The sequence below is a fragment of the Flavobacterium sp. FG19 genome (assembly GCF_057809475.1).
This window is the reverse complement of sequence record NZ_JBMDKA010000022.1, coordinates 36244-62351: the sequence shown is the minus strand read 5'-3', so window position 1 is coordinate 62351 and position 26108 is coordinate 36244. Positions and strand designations below refer to the sequence as shown.

Below are 26108 nucleotides of genomic sequence, written 5' to 3'. Positions count from 1 at the left end.
CGAAATTACAAAAACCGGTTCCGATTGTCTTTTTTAAACGAATAGACTTTCCCGTTAAACTTTAGTTTTTGAAATTCTTTTTTGACTTGCAAATCACTTTTTTTCTGGATATCATTTTCTAAATCTTCTTCGGCGGCATCTTCATAGGTAAAGATTTTAGAGACCAGCAGATCGTAAAAGCCTTCGGTCTGACTGTCCGAAATACTGATTCCGGTTTCCAAAGTTTCGATTTGATAAGTTCCGGCCCCGTTTGAATCACCATTGGCGGAACGTATTGGATATTCGTATAAAACTTTCCTGATTCTGCGTCCGTCAAAAGTCACGATTGTAAACTTTTCTTCAGAAAACATCACCACACGACTGTTCGAATAGACTTCTGTACTAAAAGCAATTCCCCGGGTTTTATCATTTAACGGCAGTAAATCTTTAAGGATATAAGTCTTAGCGGTTCTGAGTCCTTCATTTTCATAATATCCCAGATTCGGATCCGTTTCCTGTGCCAGAATTTTTCCATCTTCATTATTTACAAAAACATATTTTCTTTCGTAATAATTTCCAAAATCTTCGCCGCCTGATCCGGCTTTATGGTCTTTTCTAATAATACAGATCACAAAAAAAGTGGTTTTATCATTGTACGATATCGAACTGACATCTTCAATTTTGATACTGGAATAAGTGATGTTAAGGTTATCCGCCGCTTTTTTGAGCAGGTTTAGATTCAGTTCATCAGAAGCGACAATGTCTTCAGTTTTCTTAAAAATTAGCTTTTCGACTGCTTTAGGGCTCTCAGACTGAACGGCTAATGAGGGGGCGTTTTCTTCAATACGCTGCTTTTCATTCTTCCCGCAGGAGAATAAAAACAGAAAAGCGCCGCTGAGAATTAAGTAGGTTTTAATTTTCATTGGTTTTGATTTTAAAATTAAGGGCTATCAAATATAAAATATTCTGACTAAGCTTTTTAAATAAAATCAAAAAAATACACTTATTAATTTTGAGATTCGCAAAAACAATGTCGCATCATCTTTCTAAAAGCGGTAAACATTTACTACTTTATTCCAATACTGCCTTTGTAAAAACTACGCCCTTTTGATTTCATGCCCGGTAAATTCCTCCAAAACCGCAAATATCTCCTCGACCGGAAGCGCTTCAAAATCGGGATGACTTTTCAGGAAACCTGCATTTAGTTCAACCAGATTTTCATCCAGTTCAAAAAAGCTATTGTTGTTAAGCAGATCCCTTACAGGATTAACACCCTCAAGTTTTCCTTTTAAAAATTTACCAATTTTAACCGAACTGAGCAGTTTTACTCTTTTAGACTGGGCCTGAAACAATTCTAAATGTTTCTCTGCTCCTATTAAAGCCAGACCTTCCTCAATTAGTTCATTGAGTTCTTTATTCCAGCCTGAATTATATACAAACTGTGAAAAATTACCTGCAGTATACTGAGAGGTATAATAATCTAAATAATAACTCAGCAGAGCATCTTCATGAATCAAATCGTCGCTCACTTTTTCCTCTCGCATCAGATTGATTATTGAAATATTAGAGTTGATAATATCCTGCGGGTTTTCGCTTTGTGCTGCTGTTTCTGAAACTAATATTCTGCCGAATTCCTCCATCTTTATTTGTTTTGAGATTTTTTACTGCAAAGTTGAGGGAAAAAACAATATGATGAGTACTATTTTAAATATTTGATCCCTGATCTGATCTGCGAAGGAGCTATTTAGTAAAACCTTCAGATAATGTATGTCATCAAAACGTCAATTAGACTATTTCAACGCAACCATTTAAAAAAATCATATCTGTTTAATAAATAGGATTTTATATCCAAACACAATTAACCCAAAACCAAAACTATGAAACAGATTATTTTTATGTTCAGTCTTTTATTAGTCTTTACAGGCTGCAGCAGCGACGAATCGGAACCATCAGAAATGGCTTTTACCCAAGTCTATTATGGTGATCATTTCAATGGCGATTATACAACCCCGAAAGCGAATCTTGTTATAAAAACCGAGGCCGAATGGAACAGTTTAACTGCCAGAATGAAGTTTGTTCCTTCTCCTTATGCCAACGGTGTAGAACCAACAGTCGATTTTAAGAAATATCAGGTTATTGCCGTTATTGATCAGGTGCGAAATTATGGCGGCTATTCTATCGACATTACTCAGATTACCCAGACAAACAACCGTATATTTGTTAAAGTAGAACAATTACGTCCCGGAGGCATAACCACTGTAATCACACAGCCTTATCATGTGGTACAAATACCGAAAAGCAATAAAAAAGTGGTTTTTGAATAAAAGCGGCAATCCCTGCTTTGCTTTTTTATTATTTATCCTATTTTTATAGATAATTAATAAATTTTCAAACTTCACATAATCAGTCTTAAACTATAATGGCGCCGACTTTCTTTTCAACACAGGAAAAATTCAGAGAATGGCTGGAAAATAATCACCAGAAAGAAACCGAATTAATTGTTGGCTACTATAAAGTAAGTACACAAAAACCATCTATGTCCTGGTCAGAATCTGTTGACCAGGCATTGTGTTTTGGCTGGATCGACGGCATTCGCAAAACCATAGACCACGAAAGTTATTCCATCAGGTTTACACCCAGAAAAAAATCGAGCATCTGGAGTGCCATAAACATCAAAAAAATAGAACAATTGACAAAAGCCGGACTCATGAAAGAACCCGGAATTAAAGCTTTCGAATACAGATCGGAGGAAAGATCTAAAATCTATTCACATGAAAATGAAGCTTATGTTCTTGATCCCGAATTCGAAAAACAGTTTAAAGCCAATAAAACAGCCTGGTACTATTTCAACAATCAGGCACCATCGTACAAAAAAGTAATAATTCATGTAATTATGAGCGCCAAGCAGGAAAAAACCAGACTTGCAAGATTGGAAAAAGCAATACAATTTAGTGCTGAAGGAAAACGAATGCTGTAAATAACATGGAGCCAAGAGGACCAATTTATCAGGACAATACTTTTACGTTTACAGAATTTGATAATCTTAAATTACAGAAACTTATAGTCTGTGAAAAACCAGACACACAAGAACCTGTTGTTGTTTATATAAAAGTTGAAAACAACAAGTGGCATCAGTATTTTCTTGATGCCGGTTTAGGTTTTTGGCAAAACTGGGATGAAATTGACGATGATGATGATTACCATTATAGTGATAAAACAAATGAGTTTGGGATTTTTGAAAAAGTGATTGTAAAGATTTGGTGTGAACCCCGGCAAAATAACAGTCAGATCATTATTCTTTTTGAAAATAATGAAAAACTTATTCTTAGAACAATACATCCCGAAATTTTTGATTCAGAAAGCGAGCTCATACTAATAAAATAAGTATAAAACGGGTATTTATTCTGTAGGGGAATTACAATAATAAAACGTAATTTTATTCCGTCTGAAAAAGTTTAGTTAAAAAGAAGAAGGAATGGAAGGAAGAAAGGCATTAGAATATTACGTTTTAGATGTGTTTTCAAACGAAAGTTATAAAGGCAATCCGCTGTCTGTTGTTTTTACTGACGGCAATTTACCATTAGAGACCTATCAGGATATCTCCAAAGAGTTTGGTTATTCTGAAACCTCATTTGTTTATTATTCAACAAGGGAAAAAGCACTCATGGTACGCTCCTTTACCCCCACAGGAATTGAAATCGACGGTGCAGGGCATAATTTATTAGGTGCAGTCTGCGGTGCACTGTTAAAAGGCATGCCCATTTTTGATGAGCAGAACGAAAGCGAACCTTTTGTAATTATGAAACATTCGGCTATACCTTTAACCGTAAGTTTTGATCCGGTTACTTTTTATCCTGTTGTAAAAATGCATCAAAAATCGGCTGTTATCAAACAGGAAATCCCGACTTACAGAATTGCCGTGGCACTTGGTTTAAAAATTGAAGATTTAGACGTCAATGCTTTTGTTCCCACTATTGTAAAAACAGAAGTCAGCCATACAATGGTTCCTATAAAAAACAGTCTGTTACTCAATAATTGTGTTCCCGACAACCAACTGTTAATTGAAATTTCAAAAGAATATAATTTTGAAGGTTTTTATTGTTTTACCATTGCCGATGAAAATCAGGAGCATATTGTTGAAACCCGGTTTTTTAACCCGATAATCGGTATAAACGAAGATCCCGCAACAGGAACAGCTGCCGGCTCTCTGATTGGTTTTTTAACGCAAAAAAAATTCACTAAACCGGATAAGGAGTATAAAATTCTTCAGGGAGTAAAACTAAAACAGGCCTCGATGATCGAAGTTATGAACTGTGAAGAAGATATTCTGGTAGGCGGTTCTTCTATTATTACCATGAAAGGAGAATTGTATTTATAAAAGCAGGATACTTTTTTATGGATAAGAAAAAACATAAAGAAATAATCCGTCAGCTTACTAAAGAAAAACCAGCTGAATGATATTCTTTAAACGCAAAAAGGCGGCATTTTACTACCACCTTTTTTATATGAAATTCGACAACCCGATTTTTTAGTTCGTTTTCATCGGAGGTAAATCAAATGCTTTTGAATCATGCTCAAAGTTGTTTCTGTGTCCGCCGTCACAAAATGGTTTGTTTGCCGATAATCCGCAGCGGCAAAGTCCAAGTGCTGATCTTCCCTGTAATCCGTAAAGTGTTCCTTCCGGGTCCATAATTTCGAAATCACCCTCAATCTTGATTGATCCGTTTTTATTGATGATTAATTTTGTCTTGCTCATAAACTTGTTTTTTTGTTTTTTTTCGGGTGCAAAGATTGCGAAATATATTCTGAAGATTTTGCTTGTAAAGCTAGTTTAAACTGGTTCTATTTTAATGGGAGTTCTGCCGCAAAGGCACTAAGACACAAAGCTTATTGATGTAAGCTGAAAAATAATCTCGCAAACCCACAGAGTCGCAGTTTTTTTAGCCACAGATTAAAGGATTAAAATGATTTTTAAAATTAATTGCCGGAATCTGCTTGAAATTAAAAGCTTTGTGCCTCTTCGTCTTTACGGGATTCGAAAAATGAAAAATCTTAGCGAATCTCTGGGGAATAACGAAATCTCAATTCTATTGCTTATTTTTGCACTCAATAAAATTGAAATATGATACAAAATCCAAAAAGATATACTATTACAGCTGCATTGCCTTACACTAACGGCCCTATTCATATTGGGCACTTAGCAGGCGTTTATGTGCCTGCCGATATCTATTCGAGATACCTGCGTCTGCAGGGAAAAGATGTTGCCTTTATCTGCGGAAGCGATGAACATGGAGTTGCCATTTCGATGAAAGCCAAAAAAGAAGGAGTTACACCGCAGGAAGTGATTGACAAATATGACGGAATCATTCGTAAATCGTTTGCCGATTTCGGAATTTCATTCAACAATTACTCCAGAACTTCGGCTAAAATCCATCATGATACCGCCTCGGAATTCTTCAGGACTTTGTATGATAAAGGAGATTTTATTGAAGAAGTTACCGAACAGTTGTACGATGCAAAAGCGGATCAGTTTCTTGCTGACCGTTTCGTTATCGGAACCTGTCCAAAATGTGCTAATCCCGAAGCATACGGAGATCAGTGCGAAAAATGCGGGTCTTCTTTAAATGCAACTGATCTGATCGATCCAAAATCGACCATTACCGGAGAAACTCCAATTTTAAAAGAAACGAAACACTGGTTTTTACCTCTTAACCGTTACGATGCTTTTTTACGTGAATGGATTTTGGAAGGCCACAAAAACGACTGGAAAACGAATGTTTATGGACAGGTAAAATCCTGGATCGATGCCGGATTAGAGCCGCGTGCCGTAACCCGTGACTTAGATTGGGGAATTGACGTTCCGGTTGAAGGTGCCGAAGGCAAAAAACTATATGTTTGGTTTGATGCGCCTATTGGTTATATTTCTTCTACCAAAGAATGGGCTGCCCGTGAAGGAAAAGAATGGGAACCGTATTGGAAAGATCAGGACACTAAACTGGTTCACTTTATCGGGAAAGACAATATTGTTTTTCACTGTATCATTTTCCCGGCTATGCTTAAGGCCGAGGGAAGTTATATTTTACCGGACAACGTTCCGGCCAATGAGTTTTTAAATCTGGAAGGAAACAAACTTTCCACTTCTAAAAACTGGGCAGTCTGGCTGCATGAATATCTGGAAGAGTTTCCGGACAAACAGGATGTTTTACGTTATGCCTTAACATCAAATGCACCCGAAACAAAAGACAACGATTTTACCTGGAAAGATTTCCAGGCAAGAAATAATAATGAATTAGTAAACATTTTTGGAAACTTCGTAAATCGTGTTGCCGTTTTAATTAACAAAAACTACGATGGTATAATTCCCGTACCAAATGAATTTACAGAGGTTGACGAAGCTGCTTTAACCGAATTAAAAGCCTATCCGGCTGTAATTGCAAGTTCAATTGAGCGTTACAGATTCCGTGAAGCTTTAGGCGAGCTGATGAATGTAGCCCGTTTAGGAAATAAATATTTAGCAGACGAAGAGCCCTGGAAAGTAATCAAAGAAAATCCGGAGCGTGTGAAAACACAACTGTATGTAGCCTCCCAAATCGCTGCTGCTTTGAGCATTTTATCTGAACCGTTCTTACCGTTTACTGCTGGAAAATTATCGAAAATTCTAAAAAATGAAGGCAGCCTGAAATGGGCTGATGTTGCAGATAATTCAGAATTAATAGCGTCCGGACATCAGATCGGGCAGAACGAATTACTTTTCGCCAAAATAGAAGACGCAGAAATACAAAAACAAATAGATAAATTGGAAGCGACAAAAACCGCAAATCTTGCAGAAAGCAAACAAGCTGAACCTCAAAAAGACGTAATTCAGTTTGATGATTTTACTAAAATGGACATTCGTATAGGAACTATCCTTGAAGCCGAAAAAACGCCAAAAACCAAGAAGCTTTTAACTCTTAAAGTAGATACCGGAATTGATGTACGTACTATTGTTTCGGGAATTGCCGAAAGCTTTTCTCCGGAAGAAATCATCGGAAAACGCGTTTCTGTTTTAGTCAACTTAGCGCCAAGAGAAATCGCTAAAGTTGAAAGTCAGGGAATGATTTTAATGACTTCCAATGCTGAAGGAAAACTGGTTTTCGTAAATCCGGATGCCGATGCGCCAAACGGAGCTACTGTAAACTAAAGTTTTACCATTATATCAATCACAACGCAAATCGATTATTCTTTTAATTGATTTGCGTTTTTTCTTTCTACAAACTATATAACACCGATTTTTAACCGAAATTAGTTTTCTTACAAAAAAAATAAGATATTAGCGCCAAAAGTTATTCGAAAAACTGAAAATTATGGAGCTATTAGACAGTTTACCTACGTTGCTTAAATCTTTTTGGTACATCGCGATTCCAACAAGTTTAATTTTTCTTATTCAAACCGTTATTACCTTTTCGGGTCTTGATGTGGCAGACGGTTTCGATACCGATTTTGATGCAGATGTTCACGATGGAGGTGATTTTCAGCTTTTCTCATTAAGAAACTTAATTAACTTTTTGCTGGGTTTCAGCTGGACAGGAATCTCTTTCTATGCCGTTATGGGCGAAAAGCCCGTGTTTCTTATTATCACTTCTTTTGTGGTTGGGGTTTTCTTTGTGCTTTTGTTTTTCTTCGTGATCAAACAAGTGCAAAAACTAGCCGAAGACAACTCTTTTAAAATAACCAATACACTTGATAAGACGGCCGAAGTTTATCTCACCATTCCGGAAAAGAAAAGCGGAAAAGGCAAAATCATGATCAGTGTAAACGGTGCATTTCATGAACTCGAAGCCATGACCGAAAATGAACGGATTCCGTCAGGAAGTTCAGTAAAAGTTGTTAAAATAGAAAACAACAACCTCTTAATCGTAGAAACCATATAACATAAATTATAATGATCAACCCAATTATTTTGATTGCAGTTGCAGCAATCGTTCTGTTCGTAACCATTTCAGCATTAATCTCAAGGTACAAGCGCTGTCCTTCAGATAAAATTTTAGTAATCTACGGGCGCACTGGCGGAACCTCAGCACGATGTGTACACGGTGGAGGTGCTTTTATCTGGCCGGTAATTCAGGATTACTCATTTCTGGATTTAAAACCGCTTTCTATCGAAGCCAATCTGACAAATGCCTTAAGCCGTCAGAACATCAGGGTCGATGTTCCCTGCCGATTTACCATTGCCATTTCTACAGAATCGGACAGTATGAATACAGCTGCTGAAAGATTATTAGGTTTATCTTCAGAACAGGTTCAGGAGCTTGCAAAAGATATTTTATTTGGTCAGTTACGTCTGGTTATCGCAACGATGACTATTGAAGAAATCAACTCCGACCGTGATAAATTCCTGGACAACATTTCTAAAAACGTTGACAGTGAATTAAAGAAAATCGGTTTAAAATTAATCAACGTAAACGTTACGGATATTCGTGACGAGTCCGGTTATATCGAAGCTTTAGGAAAAGAAGCCGCTGCAAAAGCGATCAACGAAGCTAAAATCAGTGTGGCTGAGCAGGAAAAAATCGGGGAAACCGGTAAAGCTCTTGCTGACAGAGAAAAAGATACTCAAATTGCAGAAACGCACAGAGATCGTGACGTAAAAATTGCGATTACTCAAAAAGACCGTGAAATTAGTATTGCAACAGCTGCTAAAGACGAAACGATTGGTAAAGCTGAAGCTGAAAGAGATACAAGGGTAAAAACTTCTGAAGCTAACGCGATTGCGATTCAGGGAGAAAACGAGGCAAAAATTGCCATTGCGAATTCTGAAGCTATTCGTAGAGAAAAAGAAGCAGAATCGTTACGTATTGCAATTGCTGCCGAAAAAGTACAACAGGCAAAAGCATTGGAAGAATCGTATCTTGCAGAGCAAAAAGCCGAGTTGGCGCGTTCTGAAAGAGAACGTTCTACACAAATTGCAAACATTGTAGTTCCTGCCGAAATTGCCAAACAAAGAGCGATTATCGAAGCACAGGCCGCCGCAGAAACCATCAGGGAAAATGCAAAAGGAGAAGCGGATGCGATTTTCGCTAAAATGGAAGCTGAAGCAAAAGGTTTATTTGAAATCTTAACCAAACAAGCCGAAGGTTACAAAGATGTTGTAGCTGCTGCAGGCGGAGATCCAAGCAAAGCATTCCAGCTTTTATTATTGGAGAAACTTCCTGAATTGGTTAAAACTCAGGTTGAAGCTGTTAAGAATATCAAGATTGATAAAATCACGGTTTGGGATTCTGGAAATGGTCAGGGTGAAAATGGTTCAACTGCCAATTTTGTTTCCGGAATGATGAAAACAGTGCCGCCGTTAAATGATTTATTCAACATGGCCGGATTAAATCTACCGACTTATTTAAAAGGTGAAGATATGCCAACATCAGAGACTCCTCCAACCATACAAGTTGAAGAGACGAAAGAATAAAGATCAATTTTAAAATAAAAAAGTGAATCGGTTAAGATACTGACTGATTCACTTTTTATCATTTCAATAGAGATTTAACCAATTACATTTCCAAAAAAACCATGGTTGTATCCACTAAAAAAACTAAAACATTAGCCCAAAAAGTCTTTGAGGGTATTTGTCAGAATTGCAAAACTGAAAATTCTGTCAATATTTTTATAACAGTAAATTATACAGCTGTTTATAATATTATTCCCGTTTTTCCAAGCAAAAAATCAGGTACTACAATTTGCTCACATTGCATTAAAACGTATGGCATCGATGACAGTATGGACGAAGAACTGTGTGCTTCTTTTCAAGAAATCTATAACGAAACAAAGGTTCCGCATTGGATGCATATCGGGACTGTATTAATATTCCTTATCATCATTTATGCACTAATTGAAAAAATAATATGACAGAAAATCCAGCCCCAGTAAATTCTAGAATCGATTTAAAATATTCTTATCGTCCAAAATCAAGTATTTTTAGAATGCTAGTCGGATTACTTTTCGGATCAGGTGGTATTTATGTAATTATTACCCATACAAGTACTATATGCTTTCTAAAAGGAGTTTTTTGTATAGATCCGCCCGTATCTACTATTTTATTTCTTATTGGTGCCTTAGCATTATTATATGAATCTTTTAAAGAGTTTAAAATTTATAAAGCAAGTAAAAGAGATCAATTTATTCGAATTACCAACTCGAATCTTTATTATCCAGAAAACACTTTGGAACCAAGTGAAACCGCAATTAACTTTGATTTAATAACAAATATCTCTCTTAATCCGTTAACAGGCGATAACAGAAAAATGGAAATTCAGTTTGACAATAAGAAAGTTATAATTGAAGAAAAATTACTTGAATATGTAGGTGAATTTGAAGAAATTTGGAAAACCGTAAATTCAAATATTCAAAATGATAAAAACGATTTTTCAAAAATTTGAAAAATATATTGTTTAAAAAACACACATTTTAAATCTGAAAATAATTAAAAAGCGTGAACCGATTATAGTTTTTAATTGATTCACGCTTTTTGCTTTCAAAATATTCCTTTTCTAAACTATCTTTGAAAAAAAATATCAAAGAATAAATACACTTAATGAAACTTACCAAACCAAGATTAGCTTTAATCTGCGGTATCCTTTGCATCTCAATTTTCCCGATATTAGTGAAATTACGTTTAACACCAGGATTAATTTCTGCTTTTTACCGAATGTTTTTTGCTGTTTTACTTTTACTGCCTTATGTTATTTTCAGCGGAAATTTTAAGCTTCCAAAACTAAAATTTGCACTTTTGGCTGTGCTTTGTGGTGTTTTGTTTTCTTCTGATGTTGCGGTTTGGAATATCGCCATTCAGGAATCGAGCGCTACACAGGCCTCTTTATTGACCAATTTATCTCCTGTTTGGGTTGGTGTTGGTTCTTTCTTTTTTCTAAAAGCAAAACCTGCCACAAATTTCTGGACAGGAACATTAGTCGCTTTATTCGGAATGGTAACTTTAGTCGGCTTTGAGTTTTTTATTGATTTAAACTTCGATAAAGCATTTCTATTTGCTGTTTTATCTGGAATTCTGTATTCGATTTATCTTTTGGTCAGCAAAAATGTATTATCAGAAGTCGATGTTCTTTCGTTTATGACCATTAGTTTATTTGCTTCGAGCATCTATTTAGGAATTCTTTGCTATTCGTTAGGCGAACCTTTTACTGGATTTTCAAATGCAGGCTGGTTTGTTCTCGTTCTTCAAGCAGTAATTTGTCAATTGTGTGCATGGCTTTCGATCAGTTATGCGACACAACACATGCGTGCTACCAGAGTTTCGCTAAGTTTATTAAGTCAGGCTGTAATTACCTCCATTTTGGCTTGGTTGTTTTTGGAAGAACAAATAACTTTACAGATGGTTTTCGGTGGAATCATTCTTCTTTTCGGAATCCGAATCACTTTTTACGATAAAACTATTTCTTTGAAAAGTTTTTTTTCTAAATAAAGTTAGCCCACGGATTTTATACAGATTCAAAGGGTTGACACAGATTATTAGTTAATTTTAGAAAAGTTCTCCCGCAGATTCGACAGATTAAGCAGATTTATTTTAAAAAAATCCTTTTAATCCAAATAATCTGTGGCTAAAAAATTAATATAATTCGTCAAATTGGTGGCTAAAGAAATTTCACGCAGATTTGGCAGATTTTAGCAGATATTTTTAAAAAATCTTTTTAATCCAAATAATCTGTGGCTAAAAAACCTGAAACAAAGAAAACCTAAAACTTGAAACAAAAAACTTATGTTACATAAAACTAAAATACCAAACCTTAAAGTAATCGCATTTGATGCCGATGATACTTTGTTTGTAAACGAACCTTATTTCCAGGAAACCGAACATAAGTTTTGTGCTTTGATGGAAGATTATCTTTCACATCAGGGCATTTCGCAGGAATTATTTAAAATCGAAATTGCCAATCTGCCTTTATACGGTTACGGAATCAAAGGATATATTTTATCGATGATCGAAGCGGCGATGAATATTTCGAACAAAACCATTCCGGTTGAAGTCATTGAAAAGATTATTCAATACGGAAAAGAACTGCTTGAAAAGCCAATCGAACTGCTGGACGGCATCGAAGAAACACTTCAGGCCCTTCATGGAAAATACAAACTGGTTGTAGCTACCAAAGGCGATCTAAAAGACCAGCACAGTAAACTGCACCGTTCCGGACTGGGACACTACTTTCACCATATCGAAGTAATGTCAGACAAACAGGAAATTGATTATCAGAAACTGCTTGGCCGCCTGGATATTCAGGCACATGAATTTTTGATGATCGGAAATTCATTAAAATCAGATGTTCTTCCGGTTTTAGGAATTGGCGGTTACGCCGTTCATATTCCGTTTCATACCACCTGGGAACACGAAAAAATTAATCATAAAGTAGAACACAAACATTTCAGCTCCTTCGAAAAGATTACCGAAGTAGTCCGCAATTTAGTATAATGAAAACACTTTTAGACTTAGAAAACTGGAACAGAAAAGAGCATTTTGAACATTTCAGCAAAATGGAAGAACCGTTTTTTGGTGCTGTGGTCGAAATTGACTGCACTCAGGCATATCAAACAGCCAGGGAATTACATACTTCTTTTTTTATTTTCTATTTACACAAAACACTTGCGGCAGTAAACGCTGTAGAAAACTTCAGATACAGAATTTCAGAAGGCAGAATATTCATTAACGATCGTATCGATGCTTCAGCCACTATTGGACGGGAAGACGGTACTTTTGGCTTTTCTCTCATTGAATATCATCCCGATTTTGAAACTTTTAAACAGAATACTTTAACCGAAATTGAGCGCATTCAAAATACAACAGGACTTTTTACAAGATCTTTTGATGAGGATAACCTGATTCATTTTTCGGCAATTCCGTGGTTAAACTTTACTTCTCTTTCACATGCCAGAAGTTTTACTTTTCCGGACAGCTGTCCTAAAATTTCGTTTGGAAAGATGATGACTTCCGATTCCGGAAGACGAACAATGGCTCTTTCGGTTCATGTACATCATGGTTTAATGGACGGATGGCATGTTGGACAATTCGTAGATACTTTTCAAAAACTGATGAATCAATAACTTAGTATCGCCAAAATCGTTATTAAAGCTTATTTTAATACTTTCAAAACTTTTAATGGACTAGAATTCTTACAATAAATCGTTGGTTTGGGGAAAATTTTAAAACTCAAAATACAATGAAAAAAGTTGTCATTACTCTTGCGTTTGCTTTATGCCTAATGCATGTAAATGCACAAACGGAAACGAAAGCTCCGGACAATTATAATAAATGGTCCATCGAGCTGGGTGCTGGTTTAAACAAACCTCAGCGTCCTATGAGTTCCGGTTATTTTACCAGTACACCGAGTCCATGGGTTGGTGATTTAGGAGTTCGTTACATGTTTAATAACAAATTTGGTTTGAAAGCTGATTTTGGATACAACAGTTTTACCGGTAAAAGCAACTCCATCGATTTTGATTCAAAATACTATCGAGTAGATTTACAAGGGGTTGCTAATCTTGGACGAATTATGAATTTTGAAACCTGGACCAATACTTTTGGTTTACTGGGACATGCTGGTTTTGGACTTGCCCGTTTAGACAGTAAAGAATTAAATGCGAAGGACAGAATGGGTAATTTTATTGCCGGTGTAACCGGACAGGTAAGATTATCAAACAGAGTAGCCTTAACCGGAGATTTCTCAACTATTCTGAATGCCTCTCAGGATCTTACTTTTGACGGTCAGAAAAAGATTGATAACCGCGGATTCGCAGGTATCCTTTTTAACGGAACTGTAGGATTAAATGTGTATTTAGGTAAAAACACGAAACATGCTGACTGGACTGTGCTTTCAGAAAATGCCGATGTTGCTGCTCTTGAAAACAAAATAGCAGAACTTGAAAACCGTGTGAACAAAATTCCTGAAAAACAAGTGATTGTTGAAAAACCGGTAAATAACAATGTAGTAGCCGATAATACTCCTAAAGACACGAACAGAGATGTTGTGAAGGATATGATCAATGATAAATACTACAATGTATATTTTGCATTCAACAAATCTACGCCAATAGAAAATTCTACAGCTGCTATTGATGTTATTTTATCTTACCTAAGAAAAAATCCATCTGCTTCTCTGGATATTATTGGATATGCAGATCAGGTAGGAAGTGCAGCTTATAACACGAAATTATCAAAAGCAAGAGCTAACAGCGTAAAAAGAATTCTTGAAAATGCTGGTGTTGCTTCTTCAAGATTAAATGTTATTGCAGGCGGAGCGGATACCTCTATCAAAAAACATCCTGCAGAAGGAAGAAGATTAGCAAGAAGAGTTACTTTCACTGTAAAATAATCTGCCTCTTTTTTAAAGATTAAATCTAAAGCCCGGGAGCAACTGCTTTTGGGCTTTTTTATTTTCAGGGACAGCTGCAGCAAATCCGTTTGTTTATTTCATTACATTTGGAATAGTATTTGCCCGTAAAAACTCATGAAAAAAACACTGCTCTTTCTTCTTTTACTTTGCCAGTCAGTATTACCAGGTCAGACAATACTGAACTCTTTTCCATTGGATTTAAATAACCCTTCGGTAAACGGTCAAATTTTAAGCGCCGAAGATGCAAAAACACATGATATAGTAGTCTTTGCAGCAGATAACAAAAACATCACTATTTTAAAATACAGCAAATCACTTTTCCTCACTTCTCAATTTACAGATTCTATCCGTTATGCCGAAAATAAAACCTTAATCGGTCACAGTATCAGTGAAGACGGGAATCCCTTGTTATACTGGAAATCCGAAAACTCTAAAAGCTTACGACTCATTAAATATTTTTTAGAGACAAAAACTTCCCGGGCTCTAAATTTTGATTTCCCTGAAGTGAATGAATATATCATTACTACTTTTCAAAAGGACAATATTTTTTATATGCTGGGAAAAGAAAAAAAACAGCCGCACCTGCTTTTATACCAGTTTCAAAACGGAAAATGCGAAATAAAAATGTTTGATTTCTCGGGTTTCACTTTTCAGAACGAAAGAGGCCAAAACTACTCTTTTAATGCTTTGATCCGAAATTATCCTGTTCAGAAAATAGAAACCGATGATTTCAATTCTCTGGACAAAACAGCAGGCATAAATAAAATATATGTACTAAACGGAAATCACCTTCTTTTAACAGTAGATTATAACACACAAAAAACGCAGGTTTTTGATCTTAATATCGAAACTTCAGAAGTCGAAGAAAAAATCTTTAATCAGCCCGTTTTGCAAAAAAATTCCAGAAGCTCCAATTCCTTTTACAGCAATGGCAGACTATTCCAAATCAGAACCGGCAGCGATGAGTTTGCATACGATATAAAAGATTTTGATTCCGGAACATCCTTAAAAAGCGGTTCTGTTTCAAAAAACGATACCATCCGTTTTAAAACCTCCCCTTTGTTTTACCAGACCAACAATGACAGGCCTTTAGAATTAAAAAACACAGCCCGTTTTCTTAAAAACTTATCCGGTTTAAGAGCGGGTATTTCCGTCTTCCAAAACCAAAAAAACAACTACGTCACCTTTGGCGGATTTGCGGAATATCTTATGACAAATTTTGATTATGGACAAGGTGATTTTTTTAATGATTTTAACAGCGGACGAGCATCTTATTATTCACAAACCAAAATGGTGTTTTTTGACTCTGTACTGGACTCTAATCTGAATTTTGTAAACGACAGACAGCCAGATCCGCTTGCCATTGATAACCTTTATTACTATTTGGGAACCAATAAAAATGTGGTACTTCAAAACCTATTAAAACTCAACGATTATTATCTTTTAAGCTATTATGATGCGTCGTTAAAACAACTCATCCTGCGAAAATTTACCGATGGTTTTATCCGGGAAGACAGCGGGAATCCAATTATGAATAAAGCTGTTTTTTCAAGACCCGCTGTATTTGGGGAAATTAAATCACATTAAATTTATCGCGAATTAATTCAAATACACCCTATTTTCCGGCTTTGCCAAAAATGGTTTGGATTATTTTTTTTAATTTTACAAAAAAGACATCATTATGCTATCAAAAAATATTGAATCAGCCTTAAACAAGCAAATCCGCATAGAAGCAGAATCTTCTCAAACGTATCTTTCTATGGCCTGCTGGGCAGAAGTACAAGGATTAGAGGGAATTGCTCAATTTATGTACACACAGTCAGATGAAGAACGTGCACACATGCTTAAATTGGTTAAGTATGTAAACGAACGCGGCGGTCATGCTCAGGTAACAGATTTAAAAGCACCTAAAATAACCTATTCAACTTTTAAAGAAATGTTTGAGGAGCTTTACAATCATGAACTTTTTGTATCAAAATCGATCAACGAATTGGTACACATCACTTTTGAAGAGAAAGATTATGCAACCCATAATTTCTTACAATGGTATGTTTCTGAACAAATCGAAGAAGAAGCTACAGCTAAATCTATTTTGGATAAAATCAATTTAATTGGTGAAGACAAAGGCGGACTTTACTTGTTTGATCGTGATATTCAGCAATTAACAGTTACGAGTTCGATTGCTATCAATCCAAAATAAAAAAAGTTAAAGTTTATTTAGAATATTTAAAAATTACTTTTTTCGTTTATATTTGTCTCTGTTTTTATAATACAGAGGAAAATTGGGCAAGAAAGAAAAAGACAAGGAGAAGAAAAAGGATAAAAAGAAAAAGAAAAAATCTGAGATCCTTGATAAGATTAAGAAGATGGAAAATTGTAAATCTTCTTGCTGTGAGAAATATAAAAAGAGCGAAAAAAAGCGCTGTTCCCGCTGTCCTATGTTTGATTTATTCAAAAAAACGGCTTAACAAGATATAGAAAAACCCATTAGATTTCTCTAATGGGTTTTTTAGTTTTAAATTGCAGTCAATCTCTCTGATTTTTAAATTCAATTATGGAAAACTACATCACTATACCTCAATCAAGCCTTGACTTTCTGGTCCAGCTCAAAGAAAACAATAACAAACCCTGGTTTGACGATCATAAATCTGAATATTTAACCGAATTAGAACACATCCAAAACTTTGCAGATGCTTTACTAAAAGAACTTTCTAAAACCGATGTTCTGGAAAATACTTCAGGTAAAAAAAGCGTTTACAGAATCTATCGGGACATTCGTTTCTCTAAAGACAAAACGCCTTTTAAACATTATTGGGGCGGAAGTTACACGCGTGCTACGGCGGCAAGACGAGGCGGTTATTATTTTCATCTGGAAAAAGGAAACAGCTTTTTCGCCGGCGGTTTTTGGGGGCCCAATGCAGCTGATTTAAAACGCATCAGAACTGAATTTGGATTTAACTCTGAAGCTTTCCGGGAAATCCTGAACTCCAAATCTTTCAAAGATACCTTTGGAACACTGCAAGGCGAACAATTGAAAACCGCTCCAAAAGGTTTTGATGCCAATCATGAAGCCATTGATTTACTGCGCTACAAACAATTTTTAATCATCAAACGTTTTACAGATGAGGAAGTATTGAGCCCGGCATTTTTAGAACAGGCTTTAGACACTTTCAAAAAAATGAGACCTTTTTTTGATTATATGAGCGAGGTATTAACAACAGATAGTAATGGAGTTTCGATTTTATAAACATACTTCTTTATAAAAGTTAAACCCGACAGGTTTTAAAACTGTCGGGTTTATTCTGCCATACCAAAATTACCTGATATTGCTGTTGATTTCTCTGGCTCTAATCAAAGACTGATTGTTAAAGCAATAAAATTTCGTTTACAATTACTTCGGTGATATACTTTTTTTCACCGTTTTTGTCCTCATAACTTCTGTGAGTCAATTTACCTTCAATGGCGACTTCTTTTCCTTTTACCACATACTTCTCGATAATTTCAGCGGTTTTTCCCCAGGCAGTTAATCGATGCCATTCTGTTTGTTCTACTTTTTCGCCTTTATCATTTCTATAGATATCATTTGTGGCGATGGTAAAGTGGGCTAATTTTCTCCCGTTTTCTAAAGTTTTGATTTCAGGATCGTTTCCTGCGTTACCAATTAACTGTACTCTGTTTTTCATTGCATTCATGGCTTATACTATTTAAATGTTCATATAAAAAATTCGTTGATCAGATTCAACAAGGCAAAGTTGCATCAGTCTGTCTAAAATATTCGGTTACAAACTATTTACTTTCGGTTGTAATTATTTGTAAGCGTTTGTAAATGGATTTTATTTTTGCTATATTTGAGATAAATCGTACAATATATGCAGACAGAAATCAAAAAAGTAGAGTTACGAAACCTGGCATTTGAAGATTACAAACAATTGAAAAATTCAATGGTCGAATCTTATCCCGAAATGGCCAATTCGTACTGGAGATCAAGCGACATAAAAAAATTACTCTCTATATTTCCCGAAGGACAATTGGTAATACTGGTAGACGGCATCGTAGTAGGTTCTGCTTTATCGCTCATTGTTGATGAAAAACTGGTTGACAAAAGACACAATTACCGTCAGATTGTAGGTGATTACACTTTTTCGACCCATAATCCGGATGGTGAAATCCTGTACGGAATTGATGTTTTTATACACCCGAGTTATCGCGGACTACGCTTAGGCCGCAGGCTTTATGATGCCCGTAAAGAACTTTGCGAACAATTAAACTTAAAAGCCATTGTTTTTGCAGGCAGAATTCCCAATTACAATCAATATGCAAAAAAGCTTTCTCCCAGAAATTATATCGAAAAAGTAAAAGACAAAGAACTTCACGATCCGGTGCTTTCGTTTCAGTTAAGCAATGATTTTCATGTGCTTCGTATTATGAGGAATTACCTCGAAGGCGATGAAGAATCAAAAGAATTTGCTGTTTTACTCGAATGGAATAATGTCTATTATGATGAAAGTCCAAAACTGATTAATTCTGAAAAGAGTATTATCCGTCTCGGGCTGATTCAATGGCAGATGCGTCAGCTCAACAATGTGGAAGCCCTTTTTGAACAGGCTGAATTTTTTATTGATGTCGTTTCGGGTTACGGAAGTGACTTTGCTTTATTCCCCGAACTTTTCACGGCACCTCTTATGGCCGATTTCAATCATTTATCCGAAGCCGAGGCCATCCGTGAACTGGCGAGACATTCAGATCCTATCAGAAAGCGTTTTCAGGAATTTGCCATTTCCTACAACATCAACATTATAACCGGAAGTATGCCGCATCTTGAAAACGGAATCCTTTACAATGTTGGTTTTTTATGCAAAAGAGACGGAACCTCTGAGATGTATTATAAAATTCATATCACCCCAAATGAAGTCCATCACTGGGGAATGAAAGGCGGATCTGAATTTAAAACTTACGATACCGACTGTGGTAAAATCGGAATTCTGATCTGCTATGATGTCGAATTCCCTGAACTTTCAAGACTACTTGCCGACGAGGGAATGAATATCCTTTTTGTTCCTTTCCTGACCGATACCCAAAATGCTTATACCCGTGTCAAACACTGCTCACAGGCACGAGCTATAGAAAATGAATGTTATGTGGCTATTGCAGGCTGTGTAGGCAACCTGCCAAAAGTAAACAATATGGACATTCAGTATGCTCAGGCATCTGTTTTCACCCCTTCGGATTTTGCTTTTCCAAGTAATGGAATTAAAGCCGAAGCCACCCCAAATACCGAAATGACACTGATTGTTGATGTCGATCTAAACTTACTGAAAAACCTGCACGAACACGGAAGTGTCCGAATTCTAAAAGACAGAAGAAAAGATTTATATCAAATTAACAAGTCTAACAAATGAGAACATGTCTGGAATGCTCTGAGAAACTGGTAGGCCGGGAAGATAAGAAATTCTGCTCAGACAGCTGCCGCAATGCCTACAACAATAAAATAAACAAAGACAGTACTAATTTCATGCGTAATGTAAATAATAAATTACGAAAAAATTACCGTATTTTGTCAGAGCTTAATGTGGATGGAAAATCAAAAGCAACGAGGGAGAAAATGATTAATAAAGGTTTTGATTTTGATTTCTTTACTAATATCTTGCACACCAAAACAGGCAATACCTACTATTTCCTGTATGACCAGGGATATCGGTCTTTGGACAATGATTATTATATGCTTGTTAAAAAAGAAATTTAGATGTATTTACCATGAGAAAAAACCCCACCTCGATTCTCGCAATAGTCTGTATACTGGCATTGCTGGCAATTATTTATACCACAATGATGCCGCAGTACATTTCAAAAAACGATGAAGCTCTTGCTGATTTTTCGACTGAAAGAGCCTTAAATCAGGTTGAAATTATAGCCCAAAAACCACACTATGTAGGCTCAACCAATCACGAACTGGTAGCCAATTATCTTAAATTGGAGCTTAACAGAATTGGATTAGAGACGAGTATTCAGGAAGGATATACACTTAACGACAGGGGGCTTTTAGTAAAATCTAAAAATATACTGGCCCGGATTAAGGGAACAAACAATACAAAAGCTCTTTTATTACTTTCTCATTATGACAGTGCGCCGCATTCTTTTTCAAAAGGTGCAAGCGACGATGCATCGGGTGTTGCTACCATACTCGAAGGAATCAGAGCCTTTTTATATGCCAAAGAACCTCAAAAAAATGATATCATTATTCTGTTCTCCGATGCAGAAGAATTAGGTTTAAACGGCGCCGCACTTTTTGTAAACAAACATCCGTGGGCAAAAGATGTAGGTCTGGTATTAAACTTTGAAGCAAGGGGAACTTCAGGGCCAAGCTACATGCTTCTGGAAACCAATCAGGGCAATCAAAAACTTATACAGGAATTTAGCAGTGCCAAACCTTCTTATCCGGTATCTAATTCTCTCATGTACAGCATTTACAAAATGCTTCCTAACGATACCGACTTAACTGTTTTTAGAGAACAGGGGAATGTTCCAGGCTTTAATTTTGCTTTTATCGACGGACACTACAATTACCACACCCAGCAGGACGACGTTCAGCATTTAAACAAAACCACGCTGGCACATCAGGGTTCTTATCTGATGCCGTTACTAAAATACTTCGCCAATACAGACTTAAACCAGACCACTTCTACCGAAGATTATGTCTATTTTAATGCTCCTTTCACTTTTATCAGTTACCCGTTTTCATGGGTGATGCCAATGACACTTATTGCTTTTGGACTATTAGTCATTTTCATGTTTATTGGAAAAGCCAAAAGAATGATTACGCTCAGAGAAATATTCAAAGGTTTTGTTCCGCTTTTGGGTTCTCTCATCATTGCAGGTTTAGTGACCTTTTTGGGATGGAAAATTATTCTGGAAATCTACCCTCAGTACTCTGATCTGTTAAACGGATTCACTTATAACGGCCATGCCTACATTGGGGCTTTTGTAACCTTAAGTATCGCGATCTGCTTTGCTTTTTACCACCATTTTTCGGATGCCAAAATAACCATGAACCATTTTGTAGCGCCTTTGCTGCTTTGGATCATCATAAACGGATTTCTGGCAAACAGTTTAACAGGAGCCGGCTTCTTAATTATTCCGGTATATTTTGGAATCCTTTTGTTCGGAATATTTGTTTTTACCCAGCATTACAGTTTAGGAGTGAATTTACTTTTCAGTATTCCGGCTCTGGCTGTCATTGCACCTTTTATAGTCATGTTTCCCATTGGTTTAGGATTGAAAATCCTTTTTGGAAGTGCAGTACTAACCGTTCTTCTTTTCGGATTATTGCTTCCGATATTCAATACTTTTGCTAAAAAAGGAGCCTGGATTATGGTTTTCTTTGCGGTATCCATTGGGTTTTTCGTCTATGCCGGATACCATTCTGGATACGAACACGGAAAAGCAAAATCAAACAGCTTGTTGTATATCTACAACGCCAATACCAATTCTGCCGTCTGGGCCACTTATGATATCAATCTTGATGAATGGACTAAATCGTATCTGGGAGAAAAAAACCAAAAAGCCCCGGGTTTAAACAGTCTCCCTATTGCCAGTAAATACAATACAACGTTCACGCACAGTGCAATTGCACCGGTTATCGATATTCCAAAACCAACAATTGCATTTCTGAAAGACAGCGTTGTGGGCAGTAACCGTTACTTAAAGATTAAAATCACGCCAAACCGAAAAGTAAACCGTTACGATATCTACGCCAATCCAAAAATGACGTTTTATAACTTTAAAGCAAACGGTGTTTCAACTGCTGGTGAAAAAGGAAACCGTTTACAGCGTGAAGACAGTAAAATTTTATGTTATTACGTGGTAGGAAACGAACCGCTCGTAATGGAATTCTATATTAACAAATCGTCTGTTTTTGATATGGATTTAATCGAAAGTTCCTTCGATCTGATGACAAATCCGGAATTAAAAGTTAAACCAAGGAGCGACTGGATGATGCCGACACCTTTTGTTTTAAACGATGCCATAATGATTCAGCAGAAAATAAAAAGATATACCGCTCCGGTAACTCCTCCAATACAGCCCGCTCCGGTTAAAGACAGCGCTGTAATTGTAAAGGACAGTTTGAAACCTGTTATTCCGCAATAAATGAACTTCAAATAAAAAAGCAGACTTTCGAAACAAAGTCTGCTTTTTTGTTTTTAGCACGCACATTCTACTTTTAAACCTTCCTTCACCCCTTTTGTCCCTTCGGTTGAAAAACCGTCGATTTTCCACCATTCCAGACCACCTATAAGTTCTTTGACCTTAAATCCCAGTTTGGTCATATTTAAAGCTCCTTTTGTCGAAGCATTACAGCCAATTCCGGTACAGTATACCACATACAAAACCTCACGGTCTAAATGCTGTGTTGTTTCCAGGTTCATTTCACGATGCGGAATATTGATTGCGTTTGGAATATGTTCTTCGTCATATCCAAAAGCCCGCCGGGCATCGATTGCTATTATTTTTTCACCATCGTTTAGAGCATCGAATAAATCTGAAGGATCCATTTCAAAAGCCAGCTTATTCTCATAATGTTTAATTTGTGCTTCCATTGTAATTGTGTTTTTAATGATTTTGTTTTCCAAAAGTAGAAGTTCATTCCCTGTCATAAAAACGAAAAGAATTCATGAACCGCATTAGTTTTTTTCATGTAAAAGCCAGTCTAAAATTTTGTTACTTTGTTCTGTAAATACCTAAAAAAATGGAAATCCGTCATTTAAAACTGATCAAAGCAATTGTTGAAGAAGGCAGTATCACCAAAGCCATTGACAAACTTCACCTGACACAATCAGCTCTGAGCCATCAGCTTAAAGAAGCCGAATATCAATTGGGGACTCCCGTTTTTTTACGAACCAACAAAAAACTGGTTCTCACAAAAGCCGGTGAAAAAATCTATGAAACGGCTAATGAAATTCTGAACAAACTTTCGGAAACCCAAAGCCAGATCAAACAGATGGTTTTTGGTGAATACGGCGAAATCCGGATCAGTACCGAGTGTTTTTCGAGTTACCACTGGCTGCCCTCTGTTTTAAAACAGTTTCATCTTTTGTATCCCAATGTCGAGCTTAAAATCATGACCGAGGCAACACATATCCCCTTGCAGAAGCTTTTAGAAAATACCATCGATATTGCCATTGTAAGCGATACCATTAAAGACAATCATATAAAATATACCGAACTTTTTCAGGATGAAATGGTAATGGTGGTTTCTGAAAATCATCGATGGGCAGACAAAAAATATGTTGTAGCCGAAGATTTCATCAATGAACATTTGATAATACATTCTCTTCCGTTGGAAACCGTTACCATTCATCAGTTTCTTTTGGCACCGGCTAAAATTTCTCCCAAAAAGATAACTCCAATGCCTTTGACAGAAGCTTCTCTTGAAATGGTAAAAGCCGACATGGGCGTAATGTCAATGGCAAAATGGGCTTTACAGCCGCATTTAAAGAACAATCCGATCAAAGCCGTTAAGGTGGGCAAAAACGGACTGAAACGCAAACATTATATCGCTGTAAGAGCAAATGAAACCCATCCTGATTATTTTCATCATTTTATTACTTTTCTGCAAAGCGAAATTAACCTCCAATGGAATATTCAATAAGAAACTGCGAAATAACCGACTTGCCTCAACTCGTTGTTTTGTGTGAGAAACATGCTGCCTTTGAAAAAGCAGATTATTCTCCCGAAGGAAAAGAAGAAAAACTGAGGAAAGCCCTTTTTGGTGAAAATCCAAAACTGCATTGTCTGGTTGTTTCTGTAAAAGACAAGATCGCAGGATACGTTTCTTATACCTTTGATTTTTCAACCTGGGATGCTGCTGATTTTCTGTATATGGATTGTCTGTTTTTAGAAGAAGAAGCCCGCAGTTTTGGAATTGGAGAAGTCCTCATAGACAAATTAAAAGAAATAGGTATTCAAAATAATTGTATCAACATACAATGGCAGACTCCTCACTTTAATGAAAGAGCCATTAAATTCTATAACCGGATTGGTGCAAAAGGAAAAGACAAAGTTCGATTTACACTGGCTTTGATTTAATCTCATAATCCCGGCAGCTGTCCAGAACGGGCACGCAAAATTTTACAGCCACAGATTAAAGGATTAAAATGATTTGTACTCTCCAAAAGTACATGAAACAAAAACCTTTCAACCTTTGTATCTTTGCTTCTTTGAACCTCTAAAAGAATGACTCAAATAAGCATATTAGGCTGCGGCTGGCTCGGATTTCCGTTAGCAGAAACACTAATTAAAAATGGAAATTCAGTAAAAGGATCCACAACTTCCGAAAATAAACTTTCAACCTTAGAAGAAGGTGGAATAAATCCGTTTTTAATTAATGTTGAAAGTGATGGCATTTTGGGGAACATAACTGCTTTTTTAGCCGAAAGCGAGATCCTGATTATAGATATTCCGCCAAAATTACGCAATGAAAATCCCGATTCTGAAAAGAAGGTTTTTGTACAAAAAATCGAAAACCTGATTCCGTTTATTGAAAAATCCAGTATCAAAAAAGTACTTTTTGTAAGTTCTACTTCAGTATACGGAGACGATAACGAATTCATTACAGAAAAAATCATACCCAACCCTGACACTGAAAGCGGTAAACAATTGCTTTTAGCAGAAAAGGTTCTTCAAAGTAATCAAAACTTCGAAACCACGATTCTTCGTTTCAGCGGATTAATCGGTGAAGACCGTCATCCCGTTAAATTTTTAGCCGGAAAAGAAAACCTTGAAAGCCCGGATGCGCCAGTCAATCTGATCCATCAGAATGACTGCATCAGAATTATTGAGGAAATCATAAAGCAGGAGAAATGGAATGAGGTTTTTAATGCTGCAGCACCATTTCATCCCACAAGAGAAGAATATTATACCCAAAAAGCAAAAGAGCGAAAGCTTATACTACCGGGATTCAGTTCCGAAAAATCAAACATCAAAAAGGTAATCTCCGGCGAAAAAATTGAAGCCGTTTTAAACTATTCTTTTCAACTGGAAAATTATTAAACCATTAAAAAACGTTTTGAGTTTTTCATTGTTTTCTCTACGCAAAATCTAGTAAACCTGGCTTAAGAGAACTTATATAACTTATATGGTTTAAAAAACTTTTGCAAAACCTTCCTTATCTTTGTAATTAACTCAAAAAAATTATGGAAACAGTCTACATCAATTCGCCTTTAGGAATCACCAAAATTGTTGGAGATCTGGATGGCATTGCTGTCATTTCTGTTTCTGATGCCGGTACAAGTGAAGTTTCAGAAACTATTCCGGAAGTTTTGCAAAATGCGGTTTCACAGCTAAATGAATATTTTGAAGGCAAAAGAACCGATTTTGATTTAAAACTAAATCCGCAGGGAACCGAATTCCAGCAAAAAGTATGGAAATCGTTACTTGAAATTCCGTATGGAAAAACCGTTAGTTACATGGACCAAACCAAAAAGCTCGGCGATGTAAAAGCAATTCGGGCAGTTGCTTCGGCAAATGGCAAAAACCCGTTATGGATTGTAGTGCCCTGCCATCGTGTTATTGGAACAAACGGATCTTTAACCGGTTATGCCGGCGGATTAACCCGTAAAAAATGGCTGCTGGAACATGAAAGCCCAGCCAAACAGCAAAGTTTATTTTAAGAAGATTTGTTGCGAATTATTTCAATTTTCTTCTATTCTTATTTCTCAGCAATACCGCTTTATTAAAAATAAGAAAATTCATTCTTTTTATAAG

At 36.3% G+C, this 26108-nt stretch carries 29 protein-coding genes; 24 read left to right on the top strand and 5 right to left on the bottom strand.

Translation table 11 applies throughout. The annotated features are described in order from the left end of the window. Nucleotides 1-5: 5 nt before the first annotated feature. Together ACODST_RS19855 and ACODST_RS19850 are read right to left on the bottom strand one after the other, a co-directional pair. Nucleotides 6-902, bottom strand: coding sequence for a hypothetical protein (locus tag ACODST_RS19855; protein WP_488933827.1), 897 nt, complete (start codon nucleotides 900-902; stop codon nucleotides 6-8). A 174-nt stretch (nucleotides 903-1076) separates the two neighbouring features. Further along, complete coding sequence (locus ACODST_RS19850) at nucleotides 1077-1619, bottom strand: DMP19 family protein (protein ID WP_488933826.1); 543 nt, start codon at nucleotides 1617-1619, stop codon at nucleotides 1077-1079. A gap of 237 nt (nucleotides 1620-1856) precedes the next feature. Between ACODST_RS19850 and ACODST_RS19845 the strand changes: the two genes are divergently transcribed. The 4 genes from ACODST_RS19845 (at nucleotide 1857) to ACODST_RS19830 (ending at nucleotide 4357) form a co-directional block, all read left to right on the top strand. Further along, nucleotides 1857-2303: a protease complex subunit PrcB family protein gene (locus ACODST_RS19845; protein ID WP_488933825.1), complete on the top strand. Its 447-nt coding sequence runs from the start codon at nucleotides 1857-1859 to the stop codon at nucleotides 2301-2303. A gap of 95 nt (nucleotides 2304-2398) precedes the next feature. Further along, nucleotides 2399-2956, top strand: coding sequence for a YdeI/OmpD-associated family protein (locus ACODST_RS19840; RefSeq protein WP_488933824.1), 558 nt, complete (start codon nucleotides 2399-2401; stop codon nucleotides 2954-2956). 5 nt (nucleotides 2957-2961) lie between these two features. Further along, nucleotides 2962-3363: a hypothetical protein gene (locus ACODST_RS19835; RefSeq protein WP_488933823.1), complete on the top strand. Its 402-nt coding sequence runs from the start codon at nucleotides 2962-2964 to the stop codon at nucleotides 3361-3363. Nucleotides 3364-3454: 91 nt separating this feature from the next. Then, entirely contained in the window at nucleotides 3455-4357 is a 903-nt protein-coding gene (locus ACODST_RS19830) for a PhzF family phenazine biosynthesis protein (protein ID WP_488933822.1), read from the top strand. Nucleotides 4358-4507: 150 nt separating this feature from the next. Here the strand turns inward: ACODST_RS19830 and ACODST_RS19825 are convergent, their stop codons facing one another. Next, the gene (locus ACODST_RS19825) at nucleotides 4508-4735 is read right to left on the bottom strand and encodes a CDGSH iron-sulfur domain-containing protein (RefSeq protein WP_488933821.1); all 228 of its coding nucleotides are present in this window, start codon (nucleotides 4733-4735) and stop codon (nucleotides 4508-4510) included. A gap of 366 nt (nucleotides 4736-5101) precedes the next feature. Here ACODST_RS19825 and metG point away from each other — a divergent pair, with 366 nt between their 5' ends. From metG to ACODST_RS19760, 13 genes are all read left to right on the top strand, one after another. After that, complete coding sequence (gene metG, locus ACODST_RS19820; protein WP_488933820.1) at nucleotides 5102-7159, top strand: methionine--tRNA ligase; 2058 nt, start codon at nucleotides 5102-5104, stop codon at nucleotides 7157-7159. A 163-nt stretch (nucleotides 7160-7322) separates the two neighbouring features. Continuing rightward, the gene (locus ACODST_RS19815; protein WP_488933819.1) at nucleotides 7323-7889 is read left to right on the top strand and encodes a serine protease; all 567 of its coding nucleotides are present in this window, start codon (nucleotides 7323-7325) and stop codon (nucleotides 7887-7889) included. 11 nt (nucleotides 7890-7900) lie between these two features. After that, a complete protein-coding gene (locus ACODST_RS19810; RefSeq protein WP_488933818.1) occupies nucleotides 7901-9421 on the top strand; it encodes a flotillin family protein in 1521 nt (506 codons plus the stop codon). Nucleotides 9422-9522: 101 nt separating this feature from the next. Beyond that, the gene (locus tag ACODST_RS19805; RefSeq protein WP_488933817.1) at nucleotides 9523-9858 is read left to right on the top strand and encodes a hypothetical protein; all 336 of its coding nucleotides are present in this window, start codon (nucleotides 9523-9525) and stop codon (nucleotides 9856-9858) included. After that, nucleotides 9855-10388 (top strand): hypothetical protein, encoded by a 534-nt coding sequence (locus ACODST_RS19800; RefSeq protein WP_488933816.1) that lies wholly within the window; start codon nucleotides 9855-9857, stop codon nucleotides 10386-10388. Before ACODST_RS19805 ends, ACODST_RS19800 begins: the two co-directional genes overlap by 4 nt. 155 nt (nucleotides 10389-10543) lie before the next feature. Continuing rightward, nucleotides 10544-11428 carry a DMT family transporter gene (locus tag ACODST_RS19795; protein ID WP_488933815.1) on the top strand — a complete coding sequence of 295 codons (885 nt, stop codon included), beginning with the start codon at nucleotides 10544-10546 and terminating at the stop codon, nucleotides 11426-11428. 294 nt (nucleotides 11429-11722) lie between these two features. Beyond that, nucleotides 11723-12430 carry an HAD family hydrolase gene (locus tag ACODST_RS19790; RefSeq protein ID WP_488933814.1) on the top strand — a complete coding sequence of 236 codons (708 nt, stop codon included), beginning with the start codon at nucleotides 11723-11725 and terminating at the stop codon, nucleotides 12428-12430. Beyond that, nucleotides 12430-13059, top strand: coding sequence for a CatA-like O-acetyltransferase (locus tag ACODST_RS19785; protein ID WP_488933813.1), 630 nt, complete (start codon nucleotides 12430-12432; stop codon nucleotides 13057-13059). The genes ACODST_RS19790 and ACODST_RS19785 overlap by 1 nt, the downstream gene beginning before the upstream one ends. A 116-nt stretch (nucleotides 13060-13175) precedes the next feature. After that, complete coding sequence (locus ACODST_RS19780) at nucleotides 13176-14327, top strand: OmpA family protein (protein WP_488933812.1); 1152 nt, start codon at nucleotides 13176-13178, stop codon at nucleotides 14325-14327. 135 nt (nucleotides 14328-14462) lie between these two features. Further along, the gene (locus ACODST_RS19775; protein ID WP_488933811.1) at nucleotides 14463-15935 is read left to right on the top strand and encodes a hypothetical protein; all 1473 of its coding nucleotides are present in this window, start codon (nucleotides 14463-14465) and stop codon (nucleotides 15933-15935) included. Nucleotides 15936-16029: 94 nt separating this feature from the next. Then, the gene (locus ACODST_RS19770; protein WP_179003006.1) at nucleotides 16030-16548 is read left to right on the top strand and encodes a ferritin; all 519 of its coding nucleotides are present in this window, start codon (nucleotides 16030-16032) and stop codon (nucleotides 16546-16548) included. A gap of 82 nt (nucleotides 16549-16630) precedes the next feature. Beyond that, nucleotides 16631-16816, top strand: coding sequence for a hypothetical protein (locus ACODST_RS19765; RefSeq protein WP_488933810.1), 186 nt, complete (start codon nucleotides 16631-16633; stop codon nucleotides 16814-16816). Nucleotides 16817-16902: 86 nt separating this feature from the next. Next, on the top strand, nucleotides 16903-17595 hold the full coding sequence (locus tag ACODST_RS19760; RefSeq protein WP_488933809.1) for a DUF2461 domain-containing protein: 693 nt from the start codon (nucleotides 16903-16905) through the stop codon (nucleotides 17593-17595). Nucleotides 17596-17713: 118 nt separating this feature from the next. On the opposite strand, the gene ACODST_RS19755 is transcribed toward ACODST_RS19760, so the two are convergent. After that, nucleotides 17714-18040, bottom strand: coding sequence for a single-stranded DNA-binding protein (locus ACODST_RS19755; RefSeq protein WP_488933808.1), 327 nt, complete (start codon nucleotides 18038-18040; stop codon nucleotides 17714-17716). Nucleotides 18041-18217: 177 nt separating this feature from the next. Between ACODST_RS19755 and ACODST_RS19750 the strand changes: the two genes are divergently transcribed. Genes ACODST_RS19750 through ACODST_RS19740 form a run of 3 tightly spaced genes read left to right on the top strand, consistent with a single transcriptional unit; the run spans nucleotide 18218 to nucleotide 22493 of the window. Next, the gene (locus ACODST_RS19750; protein ID WP_488933807.1) at nucleotides 18218-19747 is read left to right on the top strand and encodes a carbon-nitrogen hydrolase family protein; all 1530 of its coding nucleotides are present in this window, start codon (nucleotides 18218-18220) and stop codon (nucleotides 19745-19747) included. After that, nucleotides 19744-20091 carry a hypothetical protein gene (locus tag ACODST_RS19745; RefSeq protein ID WP_488933806.1) on the top strand — a complete coding sequence of 116 codons (348 nt, stop codon included), beginning with the start codon at nucleotides 19744-19746 and terminating at the stop codon, nucleotides 20089-20091. The genes ACODST_RS19750 and ACODST_RS19745 overlap by 4 nt, the downstream gene beginning before the upstream one ends. 11 nt (nucleotides 20092-20102) lie before the next feature. Beyond that, the gene (locus ACODST_RS19740) at nucleotides 20103-22493 is read left to right on the top strand and encodes a M28 family peptidase (RefSeq protein ID WP_488933805.1); all 2391 of its coding nucleotides are present in this window, start codon (nucleotides 20103-20105) and stop codon (nucleotides 22491-22493) included. 53 nt (nucleotides 22494-22546) lie between these two features. On the opposite strand, the gene ACODST_RS19735 is transcribed toward ACODST_RS19740, so the two are convergent. Beyond that, nucleotides 22547-22942 carry a rhodanese-like domain-containing protein gene (locus tag ACODST_RS19735; RefSeq protein ID WP_488933804.1) on the bottom strand — a complete coding sequence of 132 codons (396 nt, stop codon included), beginning with the start codon at nucleotides 22940-22942 and terminating at the stop codon, nucleotides 22547-22549. A gap of 149 nt (nucleotides 22943-23091) precedes the next feature. Here ACODST_RS19735 and ACODST_RS19730 point away from each other — a divergent pair, with 149 nt between their 5' ends. The 4 genes from ACODST_RS19730 to ACODST_RS19715 all read left to right on the top strand — a co-directional run bounded on the left by ACODST_RS19730 (nucleotide 23092) and on the right by ACODST_RS19715 (nucleotide 26014). Then, nucleotides 23092-23994 carry a LysR family transcriptional regulator gene (locus tag ACODST_RS19730; protein WP_488933803.1) on the top strand — a complete coding sequence of 301 codons (903 nt, stop codon included), beginning with the start codon at nucleotides 23092-23094 and terminating at the stop codon, nucleotides 23992-23994. Then, nucleotides 23979-24431 (top strand): GNAT family N-acetyltransferase, encoded by a 453-nt coding sequence (locus ACODST_RS19725; RefSeq protein ID WP_488933802.1) that lies wholly within the window; start codon nucleotides 23979-23981, stop codon nucleotides 24429-24431. The genes ACODST_RS19730 and ACODST_RS19725 overlap by 16 nt, the downstream gene beginning before the upstream one ends. A 147-nt stretch (nucleotides 24432-24578) precedes the next feature. Further along, nucleotides 24579-25394 carry an NAD-dependent epimerase/dehydratase family protein gene (locus tag ACODST_RS19720; protein WP_488933801.1) on the top strand — a complete coding sequence of 272 codons (816 nt, stop codon included), beginning with the start codon at nucleotides 24579-24581 and terminating at the stop codon, nucleotides 25392-25394. Nucleotides 25395-25537: 143 nt separating this feature from the next. Next, the gene (locus ACODST_RS19715) at nucleotides 25538-26014 is read left to right on the top strand and encodes a methylated-DNA--[protein]-cysteine S-methyltransferase (RefSeq protein WP_488933800.1); all 477 of its coding nucleotides are present in this window, start codon (nucleotides 25538-25540) and stop codon (nucleotides 26012-26014) included. The last annotated feature ends 94 nt before the right edge of the window (nucleotides 26015-26108 follow it).